An 18,108-nucleotide genomic window follows, 5' to 3' on the forward strand; every position below is an offset into this window, starting at 1 on the left:
GGCTCGCTCCATCCCAGAGCACGTTTTGCACCGGCGGCCCAGGTCCAGAACCTGCGCGGACGCCGACTCCGCCCTTACTTCACACGTGTAGCAATTACGCTTATGGCCATTTTAAACATCCTCGAATTCCCTGATCCGCGCCTGCGCACTATCGCCAAACCAGTGGCCGTAGTGGACGACGAAGTGCGTCAGTTGGTCGACGATATGTTTGAAACAATGTATGAGGCCCCAGGCATCGGTCTGGCGGCGACCCAGGTCAACGTGCACAAACGCGTGGTGGTCATGGACCTGTCCGAAGACCGCAGCGAACCACGGGTGTTCATCAACCCCGAGTTCGAAGCCCTGACCGACGAGATGGACCAGTACCAGGAAGGCTGCCTTTCGGTACCGGGCTTCTACGAAAACGTCGACCGCCCGCAACGGGTCAAGATCAAGGCCCTGGACCGCGACGGCCAGCCCTACGAACTGATCGCCGAAGGTTTGCTCGCCGTGTGCATCCAGCACGAATGCGACCACCTGAACGGCAAGTTGTTCGTCGACTACCTGTCCACGCTCAAGCGTGACCGGATCAAGAAGAAGCTGGAAAAGCAGCATCGCCAGCAGGCTTGATGACCGTCTTGCAAAGGCTTGCTACGGCAAGCCTTTTTCTTTTCCGCATGTTTAACATCGAGAATTCCCATGACTGAGCCACTGCGCATCGTCTTTGCCGGCACCCCCGAATTCGCCGCCGAACACCTCAAGGCCCTGCTCGACAGCCCTTACCAGATCGTTGCGGTCTACACCCAGCCGGACCGTCCGGCGGGGCGCGGGCAGAAGCTGATGCCCAGTCCGGTCAAGCAGCTTGCTCTGGAAAACGACATCCCCGTGCTGCAACCGCCGACCTTGCGCAATGCCGAGGCTCAAGCCGAACTGGCAGCGCTCAAGCCGGACCTGATGGTGGTGGTGGCCTACGGCCTGATCCTGCCCCAGGCGGTGCTGGATATTCCGCGCCTGGGTTGCATCAACAGCCACGCTTCGCTGTTGCCACGCTGGCGCGGTGCCGCGCCGATCCAGCGTGCGGTGCAAGCCGGTGACGCGCAAAGCGGGGTGACCGTGATGCGCATGGAAGCCGGCCTGGATACCGGGCCGATGCTGCTCAAGGTCAGCACCCCGATCAGCGCCGAAGATACCGGCGGCAGCCTCCACGACCGCCTGGCCGAGATGGGCCCGCCCGCAGTGCTGCAAGCCATCGAAGGCCTGGCCGCCGGCACCCTGGAAGGCGAAGTCCAGGACGACAGCCTGGCCACTTACGCCCACAAGCTGAACAAGGACGAGGCGCGCATCGACTGGAGCCGCCCGGCCGTGGAACTGGAGCGCCTGGTGCGGGCCTTCAACCCCTGGCCGATCTGCCACAGCAGCTTGAATGGCGAAGCGCTGAAAGTGCTGGCCGCCACCCTGGCCGAAGGCAAGGGCGCGCCGGGGGAAATCCTCGGCGCCAGCAAGGACGGCCTGATCGTTGCCTGCGGTGAGCAGGCGCTGTGCCTGACCCGCCTGCAAATGCCCGGGGGCAAGGCGCTGAACTTCAGCGACCTGTTCAACAGCCGCCGCGAGAAATTCGCCATCGGCACCCTGCTCGGCCCAGCAGCGGAGGCCCAATGAACCCGCGCCTGGCCGCCGCCAAGGCGCTGACTGCCGTGCTCAACGGCAAGGCCTCGCTCAACAGCTCGCTGCCGATCCAGCTGGACAAGGTCGAGGCCCGTGATCGTGGCTTCACCCAGGACCTGGCCTTCGGCACCGCACGCTGGCAGCCGCGGCTGTCGGCGCTGGCGGCCAAGCTGCTGCAGAAGCCGTTCAAGGCAGCCGACGCCGATGTCGAAGCATTGCTGCTGGTGGGCCTCTATCAGTTGCTCTACACCCGGGTTCCGGCCCACGCCGCCATCGGTGAGACCGTGGGCTGCGCCGACAAGCTGAAAAAGCCCTGGGCCAAGGCTCTGCTCAATGCCGTGCTGCGCCGTGCCCAACGCGAAAGCGAAACGCTGCTGGCTGAGCTTGAGCACGACCCGGTGGTGCGCACCGCGCACCCGCGCTGGTTGCAGAAATCCCTCAAGGCGTTCTGGCCCGAGCAGTGGGAAGCCATCTGCGCCGCCAACAACGCCCACCCGCCGATGATCCTGCGGGTCAACCGCCGGCATCACTCCCGCGATGCCTACCTGAAGCTGTTGAGCGAAGCGGGGGTTGCGGCCAAGGCTTGCGTCTATAGCCAGGACGGCATCGTCCTCGACGAAGCCTTGGATGTACGCAGCCTGCCGGGCTTTGCCGAAGGCTGGCTCAGTGTGCAGGACGAGGCCGCGCAACTGGCCGCCGAGCTGCTGGAACTGGCGCCGGGGCAACGGGTGCTGGACGCCTGCTGCGCCCCGGGCGGCAAGACCTGCCACATCCTCGAAGTGCAACCGGCCCTGGCCGGCGTAGTGGCGGTGGACCTGGAGGCCAAGCGCCTGGTGCGGGTACGGGAAAACCTCGACCGCCTGGGGCTCGACGCCCAATTGATCGCCGCCGATGGCCGCGACACCCAGGCCTGGTGGGACGGCAAGCCGTTCCAACGCATCCTGCTGGACGCTCCCTGCTCGGCCACCGGGGTGATCCGCCGCCATCCGGATATCAAGCTGACCCGCCAGCCCGAAGACATCGCCGCCCTGGCGCAACTGCAAGGCGAACTGCTGGATGCCATGTGGCAGGCCCTGGAAGTGGGCGGCATCCTGCTCTACGCCACCTGCTCGACCCTGCCCACCGAGAACACCGAGGTCATCGAGGCCTTCCTGGCCCGCACCCCGGGTGCTCGTGAATTGGACATCGGCGGCCAACTGGGGCAGCCTGCGGCCGGCCTTAAGCAGCCCCACGGGCGCCAGTTGCTGGCGCAAGAAGGCGGCCACGACGGCTTCTACTACGCCAAGCTGATCAAGATTGCCGCCGCACGCGGTTAAACGGTTTTAAGGGAGTGACTGGATGAAGATCATCATCCTCGGCGCCGGGCAAGTGGGTGGCACGCTGGCGGAACACCTGGCCAGCGAAGCCAACGATATCACCGTGGTCGACACCGACGGCGAACGCCTGCGCGACCTCGGCGACCGCCTGGACATCCGCACCGTGCAGGGCCGCGCCTCGTTCCCGACGGTGCTGCGCCAGGCCGGCGCCGACGACGCCGACATGCTGGTGGCGGTAACCAACAGCGACGAGACCAACATGGTCGCCTGCCAGGTGGCCCACACCCTGTTCCACACCCCGACCAAGATCGCCCGGGTGCGCGAAGCCGCCTACCTGACCCGCGCCGGGCTGTTCGACAACGATGCGATCCCGGTGGACGTGCTGATCAGCCCCGAGCAGGTGGTGACCAACTACATCAAGCGCCTGATCGAGCACCCCGGTGCGCTGCAGGTGATCGACTTCGCCGAAGGCAAGGCGCAACTGGTGGCGGTCAAGGCCTACTACGGTGGCCCGCTGGTGGGCCAGCAACTGCGCCAGCTGCGCGAGCACATGCCCAACGTCGACACCCGGGTGGCGGCGATCTTCCGTCGCGACCGGCCGATCATGCCCAAGGGCGATACGGTGATCGAGGCCGACGACGAAGTGTTCTTCATCGCCGCCAAGGCCCACATCCGCGCGGTGATGAGCGAGATGCGCCGCCTGGAGGAATCCTACAAGCGCATCGTCATCGCCGGTGGCGGGCAGATCGGCGAGCGCCTGGCCGAGGCCATCGAAAGCCGCTACCAGGTGAAGATCATCGAGATGAACCCGGCCCGCTGCCGCTACCTCTCCGACACCCTGGACAGCACCGTGGTGCTGCAGGGCAGCGCCTCGGACCGCGACCTGCTGCTGGAAGAGAACATCGCCGACGCCGATATCTTCCTGGCCCTGACCAATGACGACGAAGCCAACATCATGTCCTCGCTGCTGGCCAAGCGCCTGGGAGCGAAGAAGGTGATGACCATCATCAACAACCCGGCCTACGTCGACCTGATCCAGGGTGGCGACATCGACATCGCCATCAGCCCGCAGCTGGCCACCATCGGCACGCTGCTGGCCCACGTGCGCCGCGGCGATATCGTCAGCGTGCACTCCCTGCGCCGGGGCGCGGCGGAAGCCATCGAGGCCATCGCCCACGGCGACGCCAAGTCGAGCAAGGTGATCGGCCGTGCCATCGAGAACATCGGCCTGCCGCCGGGCACCACCATCGGCGCGATCATTCGCGACGAAGAAGTACTGATCGCCCACGACGACACGGTGATCGAAGCCGGCGACCACGTGATCCTGTTCCTTGTGGATAAAAAACACATCCGCGACGTGGAGAAACTGTTCCACGTCGGCCTGAGCTTCTTCTGATCAACAACTCTGTAGCCGCTGCCGAAGGCTGCGATCGACTGCGCAGCAGGCGCTGCCCTTGCGAAGGCTGTACGGGCCTGATCGCAGGCTACATGAGCCCACAGGAGTGACAACGATGCTTGAATCCCTGGAAAAAATGCTCGCCAAGGGTGTGGATAACGCCCTGCTGCGCTTCGGCCTGGGCAAGGGTTACCTGGATCAGGGCGATTTCGCCAAGGCCGCCGAGCACCTGCAACGTTGCGTGGCCTTCGACCCCAAGTATTCCGCGGCGTGGAAGTTGCTGGGCAAGGCCTGCCAGGGGCAGGGCGACCTGCCGGCAGCGCGCCAGGCCTGGGAACAGGGCCTGGAAGCGGCCCGGGGCCACGGCGACAAGCAGGCGGAAAAGGAAATGACGGTGTTCCTGAAAAAACTCGACCGCCAGTCTCAAGGCTGACCCCACCCCTCCTCGGTAGCCGCTGCTGCAGGCTGCGAACGAGCTGGGCGGCACTCCGATGCACTGCTCGCTAGCTCTGAAGACCCGCACAGGCTCGACAAGAGAGCGCCAAGCAAGGCCCTTCGGTCCTTTTCGCAGCCTCGCAGGCTCGGCAGCGGCTACAGAGCGATTTCACAGGTAGCGCAGGGCGATCCCTTCCGCGTCCACTTGCACCACTTCCATGCGCACCCGCGGCGCCGTCACCGGCAGGCCCTGGACCTGGCCGTAGACCACCGCGCCCTTGGGCAGTCTTGCCAGGGCCGGGCTCTGTACATAGACGCCGCTGGCGGACAGGTTGCGGGTCTGCCCCAGGCATTCGCCGATGCTTTCGTGGGAAATCTTGATGCGGAACGACTTGCGATGATCGGACATCTTCTGCGCCCTTGTTCGGTGTGCTGTGGATAACTCCCGGTGCGGGGTTATCCACAGATCGTGCCAGTTCCATCAGTACCAGCGCGCCTCGCCAGGCGGGCGCTTCTTGAAGCGTTTCATGCTCCACATGTACTGGCTCGGATAGGCCCCCACATAACGCTCGACCACCTTGCTCATGGCCGCGCAGGAGGTTTCGGTATCGGTGCTGTACATGTCTTCCGGCGCCGCTTCGAGGATCACCTTGTAGCCCGAGCCGTCGGGCAGGCGCAGGGCATGGAGGAACACGCCGACCGCCTTGCCGCCGGCCAGCATGTTCGGCACGAACTTGCTGGTCAGGGCCTGGGTGGCGAAGAAGGGCACGAAGATCCCGGCGGACTCGGCCGGTTCCGGGTCGGCGGGGATGCCCACTGCCCCCCCTTTGCGCACTTCCTTGATGACGCTGAGGATGCCTTCCTTGGTGGAAGCCGCCACGCGGTTGCCCAGTTGCACCCGCTGCTTGCGCAGCAGTTCGTCCACTGCCTTGAGCTTGGGCGGACGGTAGAAAATGATCGGTTTGCACTGGCTGCAATAGAAGTGGTTGAGCACTTCCCAGTTGCCCAGGTGGCTGGTAATGCCAACCACGCCCTTGCCCGAGGCCAGGGCGTCCTTGAGCACTTCCAGGCCCTCGACTTCACGCACCAGGGCAATGGAACGCTCGGCCGGCCAGATCCAGGCGCAGGCGCTTTCGGTCAGGGACTTGCCGATGTCCTTCAGGCTCTGGCCTACCAGGCGCTCGCGTTCCGCCGGGTCCATCTGTGGAAAACACTTGGCCAGGTTGATGCGCACCACCTCGCGGGAACGATTGGGCGTCTTCCACATGATCCAGCCGATGGCTGCGCCGACCGCCTGCACCGCGCGCCAGGGCAGCAGGGCAAACAACCGCAGAGCACCCACCAGCAGGGCGCCTTTGAACTTATCCACAAATGACTCCTGATCTTGGTCATGAAGCGTGTCGCCAGCCGGCTATTCTAACCGCGCATCGGCCAGGATGGCGTACCGATCACAGTCCAGGGTGTGGTCCATGACCATCCCCGAGGCCTGCATCAGCGCATAACAGATGGTCGGGCCGACGAAAGTGAAGCCGGCCTTGCGCAGGCCGCGGCTCATGGCTTCGGCCTCCGGCGTCACCGCCGGCACTTCGCTGCGGTCCTTGAAATGGTTGATCTTCGGCACACCACCGACGAAGGCCCAGAGAAAGGCCACCGGGTCTTCCAGCTCCAGCCAGGCCTGGGCATTGCGCCGCGCGGCGTTGAGCTTGAGGCGGTTGCGGATGATGCCCGGGTCCTGCATCAGGTCGTCGATCTCGGCATCGCTCATCTGCGCAACGCGCTGCACATCGAAGCCGAACAGCACCTGGCGATAGTGCTCGCGCTTCTTCAGCACGGTGATCCATGACAGCCCGGCCTGGAACCCTTCGAGCAATAACAACTCGAACAAGCGCTGCCCATCGCGCAGCGGCACGCCCCACTCCTGATCGTGATAAGCCATGTACAGCGGATCTTCGGAACACCAAAAGCAGCGTGGCATAAGGCTCCAGGGGGCGTGCGCAGGACTGAATCGGGTATACTCCCGCTCCTTAAATCGCAGCCCAAGTAACAGGTGAATTTCGTGAGCCAGCCTACGCCAGCCGTGCGTACCTTCCAAGACTTGATCCTCGCCCTCCAGCAGTACTGGGCCGAGCAAGGTTGTGTGGTACTTCAGCCCTACGATATGGAAGTAGGCGCCGGCACTTTCCACACCGCTACCTTCCTGCGGGCCATCGGCCCGGAAACCTGGAACGCCGCTTATGTGCAGCCCAGTCGTCGCCCGACTGACGGCCGCTACGGCGAAAACCCCAACCGCCTGCAGCACTACTATCAGTTCCAAGTGGTCTTGAAGCCCAACCCGGAGAACTTCCAGGAGCTGTACCTGGGTTCCCTGAAGCACGTGGGCCTGGACCCGCTGGTGCACGACATCCGCTTCGTCGAGGACAACTGGGAATCGCCGACCCTGGGCGCCTGGGGCCTGGGCTGGGAAGTCTGGCTCAACGGCATGGAAGTGACTCAGTTCACCTACTTCCAGCAAGCCGGTGGCATCGAGTGCTACCCGGTGACCGGTGAAATCACCTATGGCCTGGAACGCCTGGCCATGTACCTGCAGGGCGTGGATTCGGTATACGACCTGGTGTGGGCCGACGGCCCGTTCGGCAAGGTCACCTATGGCGATGTGTTCCACCAGAACGAAGTGGAGCAGTCGACCTACAACTTCGAACACGCCAACGTCGAGAAGCTGTTCGAACTGTTCGATTTCTACGAAAGCGAAGCCAAGCGCCTGATCGAGCTGGATCAGCCACTGCCGCTGCCGAGCTATGAAATGGTCCTCAAGGCCTCGCACACCTTCAACCTGCTGGATGCACGCCGGGCAATCTCGGTCACCGCACGCCAGCAGTACATCCTGCGTGTGCGCACCCTGGCGCGTTCCGTTGCGCAAGCCTACCTGCTGGCCCGTGCCAAGCTGGGCTTCCCGATGGCAACCCCGGACCTGCGTGATGAAGTGTTGGCTAAGTTGGAGGCGGCACAATGAGTGCGCAAGATTTTCTGGTTGAACTGGGCACTGAAGAACTGCCACCCAAAGCCCTGAACACCCTGGCCGAAGCCTTTCTGGCCGGCATCGAAAAAGGCCTGCAGAGCGCCGGCCTGAGCTTCCAGGCCAAGCACGTATACGCCGCGCCACGGCGCCTGGCGGTGCTGATCACCCAACTGGCCACCCAGCAGCCGGATCGCAGCATCAACCTCGACGGCCCGCCACGCCAGGCAGCCTTCGATGCTGAAGGCAACCCGACCCAGGCGGCCCTCGGCTTTGCCAAGAAGTGCGGCGTCGAACTCAGCGAGATCGACCAGAGCGGCCCGAAACTGCGCTACAGCCAGAGCATCAAGGGCAAGCCGACCGCCAGCCTGCTGCCAACCATCGTCGAAGATTCGCTGAACGACCTGCCGATTCCCAAGCGCATGCGCTGGGCCGCGCGCAAGGAAGAGTTCGTGCGCCCGACTCAATGGCTGGTGATGCTGCTGGGCGATGAGGTCATCGACTGCACCATCCTCGCCCAGAAGGCCGGTCGCGACTCCCGCGGCCACCGATTCCACCACCCGCAAAGCGTGCGCATCACCGCGCCGGCCAACTACCTGGCCGACCTGCGTGCCGCCTACGTGCTGGCCGACGCCAACGAGCGTCGCGAGCTGATCAGCAAGCGCACCGCGGAACTGGCGACCCTGCAGGAAGGCACGGCGATCGTCCCGGCGGACCTGCTGGACGAAGTGACTGCCCTGGTCGAATGGCCGGTGCCACTGGTGTGCTCGTTCGAGGAACGCTTCCTCGAAGTACCCCAGGAAGCCCTGATCACCACCATGCAGGACAACCAGAAGTACTTCTGCCTGCTGGACGTGGACGGCAAGCTGCTGCCGCGCTTCATCACCGTGGCCAACATCGAGAGCAAGGACCCGCGCCAGATCATCGAGGGCAACGAGAAAGTCGTGCGCCCACGCCTGACCGACGCCGAGTTCTTCTTCAAGCAGGACAAGAAGCAGAAGCTCGAAGACTTCAACCTGCGCCTGCAGAACGTGGTGTTCCAGGAAAAACTCGGCAGCGTCTACGACAAGGCCGAGCGGATTTCCAAGCTGGCCGCCTTCATCGCCCCGCGCATTGGCGGCGACGCGCAGCGCGCAGCCCGTGCCGGCCTGCTGTCCAAGTGCGACCTGGCCACCGAGATGGTCGGCGAGTTCCCGGAGATGCAAGGCATCGCCGGCTACTACTACGCCCTCAATGACGGCGAGCCGGAAGATGTGGCCCTGGCCCTGAACGAGCAGTACATGCCACGTGGCGCCGGCGCCGAGCTGCCCAGCACCGTGACCGGTGCCGCCGTGGCCATCGCCGACAAGCTGGACACCCTGGTGGGGATCTTCGGCATCGGCATGCTGCCCACCGGCAGCAAGGACCCCTACGCCCTGCGTCGCGCGGCACTGGGCGTGCTGCGGATCCTGATCGAGAAGAAGTTCGACCTCGACCTGAACGACGCCGTGGCCTTCGCCGTCAGCGCCTTCGGCAGCAAGGTCAAGGCCGCCGGCCTGGCCGACCAGGTGCTGGAGTTCATCTTCGACCGCCTGCGTGCCCGTTACGAAGACGAAGGCGTGGATGTGGCCACCTACCTCTCGGTGCGTGCCCTGAAGCCGGGTTCGGCCCTGGACTTCGACCAGCGCGTGCAAGCCGTGCAGGCCTTCCGCAAGCTGCCGGAAGCCGCCGCCCTGGCTGCGGTGAACAAGCGCGTGTCGAACCTGCTGAGCAAGATCGAAGGCAATGTGCCGACCACCATCGAAGCCAAGTACTTCGACAACGCCAACGAGTTCTCCCTGTACTCGGCGATCCAGCAAGCGGACCAGGCTGTACAGCCCATGGCCGCTGCCCGCCAGTACAGCGAGACCCTGGCCCGCCTGGCTGCCCTGCGCGAGCCGGTGGACGCCTTCTTCGAGGCGGTGATGGTCAATGCCGAGGACGCCAATGTACGGGCCAACCGCTACGCGCTGCTGGCGCGGCTGCGGGGCCTGTTCCTGGGCGTGGCCGACATTTCGGTACTGAGCTGATCAGGTAGGGAACTGCTGTGAAACTGCTGATACTCGATCGTGACGGCGTGATCAATCACGACTCCGATGCCTACATCAAATCGGTGCAGGAGTGGATTCCGCTCCCCGGCGCGATCGAAGCCATTGCGCAGTTGAGCAAGGCCGGCTGGACGGTGGCGATCGCCACCAACCAGTCCGGCATCGCTCGCGGCTACTACGACCTGGCCACCCTCGATGCCATGCACGCGCGCCTGCGCGAACTGGTGGCGGAGCAGGGCGGCGAAGTCGGGCTGATCGTCTATTGCCCCCATGGGCCCGACGAAGGGTGCGCCTGCCGCAAACCGAAACCGGGCATGCTGCGAACCATTGCCGAGCATTACCAGGCAGAACTGACAGGTCTATGGTTTGTCGGTGACAGTCTCGGTGACCTGGAAGCCGCAAAAGCCGTCGACTCTCAGCCAGTATTGGTAAAGACCGGGAAAGGCGAAAAGACTCTGGGGAAAACCCTGCCGGTAGGCACCTTGATTTTTGACGACCTGGCGGCCGTTGCCGCTGAACTTATCCACAATTAGGCCCCTTCTGGCATCCTGACCAAGGACTGTTCGGGAGAGCGCTTTTTAACAGGCGGGCAATGCCCGCAATGGTAAATGCCGCTATGTCGATCCTGCAGGCCATCAGAACCTTTTTCTTTTACCTGCTACTGGGCACCAGTTCCTTGCTGTGGTGCTCCCTGAGCTTTTTTATCGCGCCGTTCCTCCCATTCAAGGCGCGCTATCGCTTTATCAACGTCTACTGGTGTCGCTGCGCGCTGTGGCTGACCAAGGTATTCCTCAATATCCGCGTGGAAGTGAAGGGCGCGGAAAACGTCCCCGAGCGGCCTTGCGTGATCGTTTCCAATCACCAGAGCACCTGGGAAACCTTCTTTCTCTCGGCCTACTTCGAGCCCCTGAGCCAGGTGCTCAAGCGCGAGCTGCTGTATGTGCCGTTTTTCGGCTGGGCCATGGCCATGCTGCGGCCCATCGCCATTGACCGGGACAACCCCAAGGCTGCCCTCAAGCAGGTGGCGAGCAAGGGCGACGAGTTGCTCAAGGACAATGTCTGGGTACTGATTTTCCCTGAAGGCACCCGCGTGCCTTACGGCCAGATCGGCAAGTTTTCCCGCAGCGGCAGCGCCCTGGCGGTGAATGCCGACCTGCCGGTACTGCCGGTGGCCCACAACGCGGGCAAGTTCTGGCCGAAGACCGGCTGGGCCAAGCGCCCCGGCACCATCACCGTGACCATCGGCGCGCCGATGTATGCCGAAGGCAGCGGCCCGCGAGCCATCGCCGAGCTCAATGACCGGGTGGCGGCCTGGAATGAACAGGCTCAACGGGATATGGGCTCATTGCCACCATTGGCCACTTCTACGGATAAGGTTGCTGTATGAGCTTCTGTGGATAACCTGTGTACGACTTTTCCTACAAGGCTTGAAATCGAATTATAAATCACTGATTTATATATATATTTCCCAAGCTCATAAAATGTGGAAAAACGTGCATAAGTTTTTCAGCAGACAAAAAAACCGGCCTTTGAGCCGGTTTTTTTCACCTGGGATATTCCCGGCCCTTCATTCCTCCAGCAAAGGCAGTTCGAGGATGAAGCAAGAGCCCCGACCCACCACGCTCTGGCAACTGATACGGCCCTGATGCCGGTCCACCACCGCCTTGACCATGGACAAGCCCAAGCCCAGGCCATCAATGCCCTTGGCCGAAGCAAAGCGCTGGTACTGGCCGAACAGCTGGGGCAGATCCGCGGCATCGATACCCCGGCCTTCATCGCTGATCTCGCAGCGCAGCCAGCCTGGGGTACAACTGACCCGCACACTCACCCTGGACTCCACCGGGCTGTACTTGATGGCGTTTTCCAGCAGGTTGAACAGCGCCCGGGTCAGTAGCGACTGGTCCGCCAGCACCAGGCCTTCGGCCTCGTCGTCCAGGTCATGCTCCAGGTGAATGTCCTTCAACTGGGCCAGGGTCGTGGCCTGATCGAAGGCGTCCAGCACCAGCATGGCGAACATGCTCGGTTCGAACTGGTAGACCTCCGACTCGGCCTTGGCCAACTGCACGAAGGCCTCGGTCAGAGCCAGGGCCCGGCGTACCTGCTGCTCGATCTGGCCGTACACCTGCCGGGGCGTCGCCGGCTGATGGCGCTGCACATCCAGCAAGGCCAGGATCGCCGAATGGGGCGCGCGCAGATCATGGGACAGAAAGCGCAACAGCACGCTGCGTTGCTGTTCGGCGTCGCGCTCGACGCTGAGGTCGGTGAGGCTCAGCAGCCAGCCAATGGCGGTATCGCTGTCCACCGGCAGCAGCGGCGCCAGTTCCATGCGCAGGCTGCGCTGCTGAACATCACGGAACTCCACCGCCGGCAGTTGTTCCAGCCGGGGGTACAAGGCCGGTTCCGTCAGGCCCGGATAACCCAGGGCAGCCAACTGGGCAATCAGCCCTTCACCCACCAGGGAATGGGCAAACACTTCCCGTGCATTGCGGTTGGCCAGCAGGATCTTGCCGTCGGGGTCGCTGATCAGGGTCGCCACCGGCAGGTACTCCAGGCCATCGGCGATAAAACGCCGGGTGTCCCGGGTGCGGCTCAGGGCCTGCTCCAGAGCGACGATCTGCCCCTGCAGCACATCCCCGGCCGGGGCCTGGCTGCGCCGGCGTTCCGGCAACACCTTGGGCTCGCTGTCCAGGCGCGCCAGTTCCCAGCCGAAGTAGGCCAGGATCACGCTCAGCCGGCGCCAGTTCCAGATCAGGTAGGCCAGCAGCATGCCCAGCAGGCTGGCCACCGGCGACCACCAGTAGCCCAGCCGCAGCATCAATACCGAGCCCGCCAGGCCCAGCCCCATGCAACCCAGGGTTATCCACAGCGCGTGGCGCGGCCGCCACAGCAACAGGCCCAGCAACACAGCGGTCAGGGCCATGGACAGCAGCATCCCCGACCACTGGCCCAGGGCAACCACGCTGCGATGCTGGAGCAGGCCGTTGAGCAGGTTGGCCTGGATCTCCACCCCCGGGGTGGTGCCCTGGCTGCCGGATTGCGGGGTCACGTAGCGGTCCCCCAGCCCCGGGGCCGTGGAGCCCACCAGGATCAGCCGGTCGCGCAGCAGCTCCGGCGGCACTTCGCCCCGCAGCACGCTGACATAGGGCACGCTGGGAAAGCCGGCGTCGGCGCTGATAAAGGGAATGCGCACCGGGTTGGACCGCAGCCACCCCTGGGCCACGCGAGGTTTACCGGGCCCGGGCATATGGGGGAATGCCGGCTCGGCTTCGGTCAGTTGGTACAGCAGCCACGTCAGTTGCGCCCGGGGAGCCAGCACCGGGCCTTCGCGCAGGTACACGCTGCGCACCGTGCCATCGGCATCCGCTTCGGCATTGATATGGCCCAGGCCGCGGGCGCAATTGCGCAGCAGCGGCACCGGCGGGATTTCCTCAATGTCCTGGCCATAGCGGGCAACGCCCTGGCGCAGCACCGGCAGGAACACATTGCCGGCCCGGCACAGGGCGGCAGCCAGGCGGGTGTCGTTTTCCACCGTGCTGCCGGGTTCACTGAGGATCACATCGAACAGCACCCCTTTGGCCTCGGCCGCGCTCAGCCGGTCCAGCAGTTGGCCATGAATGGCCCGCGGCCAGGGCCAACGTCCCAGTTGCTGCAAGCTGTAGTCGTCGATGGTCACCAGCAGGATGCGCGGGTCCACCGGTAGCGGGGTGAAGCGCCGCAGGTTGTCGTAGAACAGATTGTTCAGGGCCAGGCCGTGGCTCAGGGACAACACCGCAGTCAGCGGCAGAAGAATCAGGCTGACCCACAGCCACTCCCGCACCAGCCCGCGGAACAGGCGCTGAGCCTGGGTCGGTTCACGGCCTTCGGCCCGACGGCGCCACACGCTCATGGACGGCCCACCGGAGCGTTATTCAACACGGGTGGTCCTGGGGTAATAAAAGATGTCATAGACCCCGGTTTCGCCTTCCAGGCCGTGCTCATCGAACGCCGAAAGACGCACGTGATAAAAAAATGCCTGCAAGCCGGTGAAGTTGACCTGCGGGGTGCTGGAGAACTGCTCCTGCTTGATGTTCAGGAAGTCCTTGTCGGTGGCGACCTGGGCCCGGTAGCGGCTGGCCCCGGGCAAAGGTTGCAGGATCAGTTGCCAGACGGGCAGGGCACCGGTCTGTCCGGCCTGCCCCAGCAGCCTCGGTGCGGCCAGCAGTTCCACCGGCTTGAGCTCGCCCTGTTTCTGGATCCGCAGCCCCTGGCGCGCCATGACCTGGACTTCACCCGGCACCGGGCCTGCCGGTTTATCCACAGGGCGCTGACGCGTACGCCGCGGTGCCGGCTGCGGCGCGTCCTCTTCGCGATTCACCGCCACCTGGCCATTGAGCACCTCCACCAGGGATTGCTGATCGTCATTGCGTACCCGGAAGTGAGTACCGCGAACCCCCAGCACGCCCACCGGCGTAACGATCTGGAAACGGTCGTGATCACTGGTGCGCTTGATCACGTAGGACTCGATCTGGCCCTGCTCCAGCACAACCTGAGGGATGGCGTACTGGTTATTGAGTTGCAGGGTGACCTGGGAACTGGAAGGCAGCACCACCCGCGAACCGTCTCCCAGGGACAGGCTGACGAAGGCCGACGGCGAGGTCCTGACCCCTTCCTTCTCATCGATGCTCATGCCTTCCTGCAGGAGCACCTCGCGTCCCTTGGCGTCCAGTTTCCAGGCTTCGCCGGTCAGGTGTTCCACCGTCGCCGGCAGGGGCTGGCCACGGCACTGCTGGTTGTCATCGATATAGGGCAGCCGTGGCGCAGCCGCCTGTGCCGCACACAACGGCAGAATCAGCCCGGCCAGCAGCAGGGCGACACGCGCGACCTGAGGCCGGCCGGTGGACGGAAAAGGGCAGAGGTCATTCATGGATGTGCTTAGAGCCTTTGGGAAAACCGCGGCGAAATCCTACGCACCATACCTGAGGCAGATCGTTGGCAGAAAGCCGAACGCTGCGGGATGTCGCCCAAAGACAGGAACCCGGTCGGGCGAGGGCGGAAACAGGACAGGGCGAGAAGAAAGTGACACGTCCCTGTGTCGGAACCGGAGCGACAGGTCGCCCGGCCCAAAGTCCTGAGGAGGCACTCCCTGTATTCCCCTTCAACGACGCGCGCGAGCGCGCGTTGTCCCGCCAGCCTGGCGGTTGACACTCCCTGTGTCGGAGCACTTCCAGGTGCCCCCGTGTGCCACTCAGCGGGAAGCAATGTAACGCTGGCCGCAAAGCTGCGACGGATTTGCAATATTTGTTCAGAATCATTGCCGCGGCCTCTAGAACACCCAGCGCGGGGCCGGTGGCTGCAGGTTCGTGGGTAGCGCTGTCCGACCGATCACGGGCTCGGCGTCCAGGGTCAGGTTGGAGTCACTGCCAGCGGGCAGGGCAGACGCCGGGTATTGCCCGATGCCGGAGGGCTGACAGCAGCCCGCTGTGGACGCTGGCACGGTACAGGCACTGATTCCCAGATAAGCCGCCAGCATCAAACTGAGAAGACGCACCGGATCATCGCCGCTGAATATTCTGACAAGCGCGACCTGGCCTTTCCTGAGCAGGTTCCCCATGGTTCTTTTCCTTGTTTGTACGAGCCGGTATCGTGCTGCTCAATAGCCCGACGGCCCGTGCTCCGGGCGCCTTACCGGCTATTTGATATCAGCGTACCGAGGGACCCGGGGCTCAAGAGCAATTCGCCACAATTGTTCAGATTCAGGTCAGGTGCCTAAACTTCCCCTCAGTCCGAGCCCGGCAGCCACGGCCCCGGGCGCTCTTGGAACCAAAAGGAACTGCCTCGCATGCGTGTCGCGATACTGGATGACGAACCTGCGGAACTGGCGCGGGTGGAACAGACACTGCGAGAGATTCCCGGCCCCGGCGAACAGCCCTGGACCTTGCACAGCTTCGAGCGCGGAGAAGACCTGCTGCGCCAGTTGCGCCGGGAAACCTTCGACCTGCTGATCCTCGACTGGCAAGTGCCGGACCTCAGCGGCCTGTCCCTGTTGCGCTGGACCCGGGAACACATGGATTCGCCGCCCGCGGCCATCATGCTCACCAGCCGCGATGCCGAGAGCGATATCGTCCAGGCCCTGAACACCGGTGCCGACGACTACCTGAGCAAGCCGTTTCGTCCCAACGAACTCAAGGCCCGGGTCAACGCGGTACTGCGCCGCCATGGCTTGCAGCGCAACCACAGCGAAGAAGTGCAGAGTTTCAACGACCTGAGCTTCGATGATGCGGAACTGACCGTCACCCGCGCCGGCGCTCCCATCAGCCTTACCGAGCGCGAGTACCGCCTGGCCCGCTGCCTGTTCGCCAACCTGGGCCGGCCGCTGTCCCGGGAATACCTGTACGAACGGTTCTGGACCCATGAGGAAATCGTTTCCTCACGGCCCCTGGATACCCACATCTACCGCTTGCGCAACAAACTCGGGCTGACCGCGGATCGCGGCTGGCAACTGTTGACGATCTACGGCTATGGCTACCGCCTGGAAAGTGTCGCGTCGCCTGAAGAACAGGGCAGCTGACTGCTTGCCTTCAAAAGCGGCTTGATATCATTCCGGGTCCCGCCAGACATCTTCATAGCCGGCGCGGTCGATGATGAAACGCGTCCCGCTCGGCAGGTACAGGTAATCGATCACCTCCGGCAACAGCTCGAGCAGATGCTCGGCACACAGAGGCTGGTAGAAATCCACCGCAGTGGAATGTTCGCCGCAGTGGATAAACCAACTGACCGTGCCGTTCTCCGGCAACTCGACCCGAGTGCCATAGATGGGCGATTGCGCAAGGGAGCCTATGGCCAGCGCAATCATCGGCTCAGGGGCCTGGGGAGCAAGGTCGTAGCGTTCACAGATAAGCTGCTGTCTTTCGTTCATAGGGCCAGCCACCAATCGAGCAGGGTCTCGTCATCGGTGTCATCGAGGTTTTTATAGATGTTGGCGTAGTACCACTCGCTGCCCGTGGTCTCGCGAAAGCGGTTGAAGAACAGGGCGATGTTGTCCATGCCGTTTCGCGCCGGCACCGACAATGTCAGATTGCCCTTGTAGCGCCCGTCGAGCATGCCACCCAATTCGCTCGCCACATCCTCCGCCAGGGCCATGATGTGTTCTTCAGGGATGTGATCCGAATAGATATGGATGCAGAAGTTGCCGCCACGCTTGAGCACCACGGCGGGGGCCTGCGGATCCTTGATCGAGATGATGTCGCCCTTGGCCAGGTTCAGCGCCAGCCCTGGAGAATAGAGAATCTCGTAACTGTCCTCATCAATGCGCCGGACATGCAGCGGCTCATAGACCGGGCCACGGCTGTTCTGCCCCGCAACAACCCGAATCGATATTTCCTGGTTTTCATCATCCATAACCCATTTCCGTGCGATTGCTGTTTCTACAAAGGGTGAAATGAGCCGAACCGGCCCAGCCGCGTAGCGGGGTCAACTGATCGATAAACACATCTCGAACGCGCCTGTTCGATGGCCGGATCGTCTCGCAGCTCAGGTGCCAGCACAGCACCTAGTGATCCCTCCAGGTGACGCACTCAAGTGAGGCCAGTGAAGAGCACTCGCTCAGGCGCGCAGGCTCAATGGCCTCGTGCTGTAAACAGGCATCTTCATAGGCGACATGTTGGTCGTCGGTGATGGAGGCCAGGTATTGGTCGATTGCGCAAAAACTGACCTCGGGCACGATATCCACAGTGAACAGCGACAGGCCCCGGGTAACCGTACAGCTGGCACCGAGGCTGCGCAGGTGCTGCACAATCCCCGAGCGCTCTGACTCGCGCTCGGCAAAAACCCGCAGCGTCGAGTGCCCGGATTGCCGCACCACGCCGGTCGCGATCCGCTCATGGGCCTCAGCGCGAGTCAGCACCCAGTCCCCCTTGCTCACGCCATAGAGATAGTAGGGCGTGTTATCCAACTGGTAGACATCTGCCCCCCGTTGAATGCCCCACATCGACTCATACTCCACCGGTGGATAACCGTCGGCGTCGACGGTGAGCTTGAAAATGATCTTGTGAAACTGTGCTGTCGAGGTATCCATTCCATCTCACCGAGGCGCAGCCATGGGCCTCATAAACTGCACGTAAAAGAAGTTTTCCTCGAAGGAAAATATGACCTCTGCGCTATTCGGCATGGCCAGGGCCGTATTCTCATCGGACGGATAGAAAAAGTCGTCCCAGCATTTTATAAAAATATCCTTGGACACCTGCGCTGCGCAGCACCTGC

19 protein-coding genes are annotated in these 18,108 nt (G+C 63.4%); 10 read left to right on the plus strand and 9 right to left on the minus strand.

The annotated features are described in order from the left end of the window. Nucleotides 1-102 precede the first annotated feature (102 nt). The 5 genes from def (at nucleotide 103) to ACUXVH_RS00515 (ending at nucleotide 4,789) form a co-directional block, all read left to right on the plus strand. Nucleotides 103-609, plus strand: coding sequence for a peptide deformylase (gene def / locus ACUXVH_RS00495; RefSeq protein ID WP_011058411.1), 507 nt, complete (start codon nucleotides 103-105; stop codon nucleotides 607-609). A gap of 69 nt (nucleotides 610-678) precedes the next feature. Next, complete coding sequence (gene fmt, locus ACUXVH_RS00500) at nucleotides 679-1,638, plus strand: methionyl-tRNA formyltransferase (protein WP_065364976.1); 960 nt, start codon at nucleotides 679-681, stop codon at nucleotides 1,636-1,638. Next, nucleotides 1,635-2,960, plus strand: a complete 1,326-nt coding sequence (gene rsmB / locus ACUXVH_RS00505; RefSeq protein WP_065364977.1) for a 16S rRNA (cytosine(967)-C(5))-methyltransferase RsmB — start codon at nucleotides 1,635-1,637, stop codon at nucleotides 2,958-2,960. Before fmt ends, rsmB begins: the two co-directional genes overlap by 4 nt. A gap of 22 nt (nucleotides 2,961-2,982) precedes the next feature. Beyond that, nucleotides 2,983-4,356 carry a Trk system potassium transporter TrkA gene (gene trkA / locus ACUXVH_RS00510; RefSeq protein WP_011058408.1) on the plus strand — a complete coding sequence of 458 codons (1,374 nt, stop codon included), beginning with the start codon at nucleotides 2,983-2,985 and terminating at the stop codon, nucleotides 4,354-4,356. A 115-nt stretch (nucleotides 4,357-4,471) separates the two neighbouring features. Continuing rightward, nucleotides 4,472-4,789, plus strand: a complete 318-nt coding sequence (locus tag ACUXVH_RS00515; protein WP_011058407.1) for a tetratricopeptide repeat protein — start codon at nucleotides 4,472-4,474, stop codon at nucleotides 4,787-4,789. Between the two features lie 171 nt (nucleotides 4,790-4,960). On the opposite strand, the gene ACUXVH_RS00520 is transcribed toward ACUXVH_RS00515, so the two are convergent. The 3 genes from ACUXVH_RS00520 to ACUXVH_RS00530 all read right to left on the minus strand — a co-directional run bounded on the left by ACUXVH_RS00520 (nucleotide 4,961) and on the right by ACUXVH_RS00530 (nucleotide 6,766). Continuing rightward, nucleotides 4,961-5,200, minus strand: coding sequence for a PilZ domain-containing protein (locus tag ACUXVH_RS00520; RefSeq protein WP_011058406.1), 240 nt, complete (start codon nucleotides 5,198-5,200; stop codon nucleotides 4,961-4,963). 72 nt (nucleotides 5,201-5,272) lie between these two features. Beyond that, nucleotides 5,273-6,160, minus strand: a complete 888-nt coding sequence (locus tag ACUXVH_RS00525; protein ID WP_011058405.1) for a lysophospholipid acyltransferase — start codon at nucleotides 6,158-6,160, stop codon at nucleotides 5,273-5,275. A 42-nt stretch (nucleotides 6,161-6,202) separates the two neighbouring features. Continuing rightward, nucleotides 6,203-6,766 (minus strand): DNA-3-methyladenine glycosylase I, encoded by a 564-nt coding sequence (locus tag ACUXVH_RS00530; protein ID WP_047290171.1) that lies wholly within the window; start codon nucleotides 6,764-6,766, stop codon nucleotides 6,203-6,205. 81 nt (nucleotides 6,767-6,847) lie between these two features. Between ACUXVH_RS00530 and glyQ the strand changes: the two genes are divergently transcribed. The 4 genes from glyQ (at nucleotide 6,848) to ACUXVH_RS00550 (ending at nucleotide 11,257) form a co-directional block, all read left to right on the plus strand. Then, complete coding sequence (gene glyQ, locus ACUXVH_RS00535; protein WP_003177094.1) at nucleotides 6,848-7,801, plus strand: glycine--tRNA ligase subunit alpha; 954 nt, start codon at nucleotides 6,848-6,850, stop codon at nucleotides 7,799-7,801. Further along, complete coding sequence (gene glyS / locus ACUXVH_RS00540; RefSeq protein ID WP_015633612.1) at nucleotides 7,798-9,852, plus strand: glycine--tRNA ligase subunit beta; 2,055 nt, start codon at nucleotides 7,798-7,800, stop codon at nucleotides 9,850-9,852. Before glyQ ends, glyS begins: the two co-directional genes overlap by 4 nt. Nucleotides 9,853-9,869: 17 nt before the next feature. Further along, the gene (gmhB, locus tag ACUXVH_RS00545; RefSeq protein ID WP_011058402.1) at nucleotides 9,870-10,403 is read left to right on the plus strand and encodes a D-glycero-beta-D-manno-heptose 1,7-bisphosphate 7-phosphatase; all 534 of its coding nucleotides are present in this window, start codon (nucleotides 9,870-9,872) and stop codon (nucleotides 10,401-10,403) included. Nucleotides 10,404-10,486: 83 nt separating this feature from the next. Continuing rightward, the gene (locus ACUXVH_RS00550; RefSeq protein ID WP_041114926.1) at nucleotides 10,487-11,257 is read left to right on the plus strand and encodes a lysophospholipid acyltransferase family protein; all 771 of its coding nucleotides are present in this window, start codon (nucleotides 10,487-10,489) and stop codon (nucleotides 11,255-11,257) included. 180 nt (nucleotides 11,258-11,437) lie between these two features. Here ACUXVH_RS00550 and ACUXVH_RS00555 read toward each other — a convergent pair whose 3' ends face one another. From ACUXVH_RS00555 to ACUXVH_RS00565, 3 genes are all read right to left on the minus strand, one after another. Next, nucleotides 11,438-13,756: a CHASE2 domain-containing protein gene (locus ACUXVH_RS00555; RefSeq protein ID WP_445493603.1), complete on the minus strand. Its 2,319-nt coding sequence runs from the start codon at nucleotides 13,754-13,756 to the stop codon at nucleotides 11,438-11,440. 18 nt (nucleotides 13,757-13,774) lie between these two features. After that, entirely contained in the window at nucleotides 13,775-14,773 is a 999-nt protein-coding gene (locus ACUXVH_RS00560) for a FecR family protein (RefSeq protein ID WP_015633608.1), read from the minus strand. Between the two features lie 399 nt (nucleotides 14,774-15,172). Further along, nucleotides 15,173-15,460 carry a hypothetical protein gene (locus tag ACUXVH_RS00565; protein WP_041114921.1) on the minus strand — a complete coding sequence of 96 codons (288 nt, stop codon included), beginning with the start codon at nucleotides 15,458-15,460 and terminating at the stop codon, nucleotides 15,173-15,175. A gap of 228 nt (nucleotides 15,461-15,688) precedes the next feature. On the opposite strand from ACUXVH_RS00565, the gene ACUXVH_RS00570 reads away from it, so the two are divergent. After that, nucleotides 15,689-16,417: a response regulator transcription factor gene (locus ACUXVH_RS00570; protein ID WP_011058398.1), complete on the plus strand. Its 729-nt coding sequence runs from the start codon at nucleotides 15,689-15,691 to the stop codon at nucleotides 16,415-16,417. Between the two features lie 27 nt (nucleotides 16,418-16,444). Here ACUXVH_RS00570 and ACUXVH_RS00575 read toward each other — a convergent pair whose 3' ends face one another. From ACUXVH_RS00575 to ACUXVH_RS00585, 3 genes are all read right to left on the minus strand, one after another. After that, nucleotides 16,445-16,765 carry an immunity protein Imm33 domain-containing protein gene (locus tag ACUXVH_RS00575; RefSeq protein ID WP_169892327.1) on the minus strand — a complete coding sequence of 107 codons (321 nt, stop codon included), beginning with the start codon at nucleotides 16,763-16,765 and terminating at the stop codon, nucleotides 16,445-16,447. Further along, nucleotides 16,762-17,247 carry a DUF4265 domain-containing protein gene (locus ACUXVH_RS00580; RefSeq protein ID WP_065364978.1) on the minus strand — a complete coding sequence of 162 codons (486 nt, stop codon included), beginning with the start codon at nucleotides 17,245-17,247 and terminating at the stop codon, nucleotides 16,762-16,764. Before ACUXVH_RS00580 ends, ACUXVH_RS00575 begins: the two co-directional genes overlap by 4 nt. A 151-nt stretch (nucleotides 17,248-17,398) precedes the next feature. Further along, on the minus strand, nucleotides 17,399-17,923 hold the full coding sequence (locus tag ACUXVH_RS00585) for a DUF4265 domain-containing protein (protein WP_015633605.1): 525 nt from the start codon (nucleotides 17,921-17,923) through the stop codon (nucleotides 17,399-17,401). Nucleotides 17,924-18,108 lie beyond the last annotated feature (185 nt).

It is taken from the genome of Pseudomonas sp. 8(2025) (assembly GCF_052665325.1).

Excerpts from the sequence above, each read along its gene's own strand:
- def (WP_011058411.1), top strand. The coding sequence starts at position 103 with ATGGCCATTTTAAACATCCTCGAATTCCCTGATCCGCGCCTGCGCACT.
- fmt (WP_065364976.1), top strand. The coding sequence starts at position 679 with ATGACTGAGCCACTGCGCATCGTCTTTGCCGGCACCCCCGAATTCGCC.
- rsmB (WP_065364977.1), top strand. The coding sequence starts at position 1,635 with ATGAACCCGCGCCTGGCCGCCGCCAAGGCGCTGACTGCCGTGCTCAAC.
- trkA (WP_011058408.1), top strand. The coding sequence starts at position 2,983 with ATGAAGATCATCATCCTCGGCGCCGGGCAAGTGGGTGGCACGCTGGCG.
- ACUXVH_RS00515 (WP_011058407.1), top strand. The coding sequence starts at position 4,472 with ATGCTTGAATCCCTGGAAAAAATGCTCGCCAAGGGTGTGGATAACGCC.
- ACUXVH_RS00520 (WP_011058406.1), bottom strand. The coding sequence starts at position 5,200 with ATGTCCGATCATCGCAAGTCGTTCCGCATCAAGATTTCCCACGAAAGC.
- ACUXVH_RS00530 (WP_047290171.1), bottom strand. The coding sequence starts at position 6,766 with ATGCCACGCTGCTTTTGGTGTTCCGAAGATCCGCTGTACATGGCTTAT.
- glyS (WP_015633612.1), top strand. The coding sequence starts at position 7,798 with ATGAGTGCGCAAGATTTTCTGGTTGAACTGGGCACTGAAGAACTGCCA.
- ACUXVH_RS00550 (WP_041114926.1), top strand. The coding sequence starts at position 10,487 with ATGTCGATCCTGCAGGCCATCAGAACCTTTTTCTTTTACCTGCTACTG.
- ACUXVH_RS00555 (WP_445493603.1), bottom strand. The coding sequence starts at position 13,756 with ATGAGCGTGTGGCGCCGTCGGGCCGAAGGCCGTGAACCGACCCAGGCT.
- ACUXVH_RS00560 (WP_015633608.1), bottom strand. The coding sequence starts at position 14,773 with ATGAATGACCTCTGCCCTTTTCCGTCCACCGGCCGGCCTCAGGTCGCG.
- ACUXVH_RS00565 (WP_041114921.1), bottom strand. The coding sequence starts at position 15,460 with ATGGGGAACCTGCTCAGGAAAGGCCAGGTCGCGCTTGTCAGAATATTC.
- ACUXVH_RS00570 (WP_011058398.1), top strand. The coding sequence starts at position 15,689 with ATGCGTGTCGCGATACTGGATGACGAACCTGCGGAACTGGCGCGGGTG.
- ACUXVH_RS00575 (WP_169892327.1), bottom strand. The coding sequence starts at position 16,765 with ATGAACGAAAGACAGCAGCTTATCTGTGAACGCTACGACCTTGCTCCC.
- ACUXVH_RS00580 (WP_065364978.1), bottom strand. The coding sequence starts at position 17,247 with ATGGATGATGAAAACCAGGAAATATCGATTCGGGTTGTTGCGGGGCAG.
- ACUXVH_RS00585 (WP_015633605.1), bottom strand. The coding sequence starts at position 17,923 with ATGGATACCTCGACAGCACAGTTTCACAAGATCATTTTCAAGCTCACC.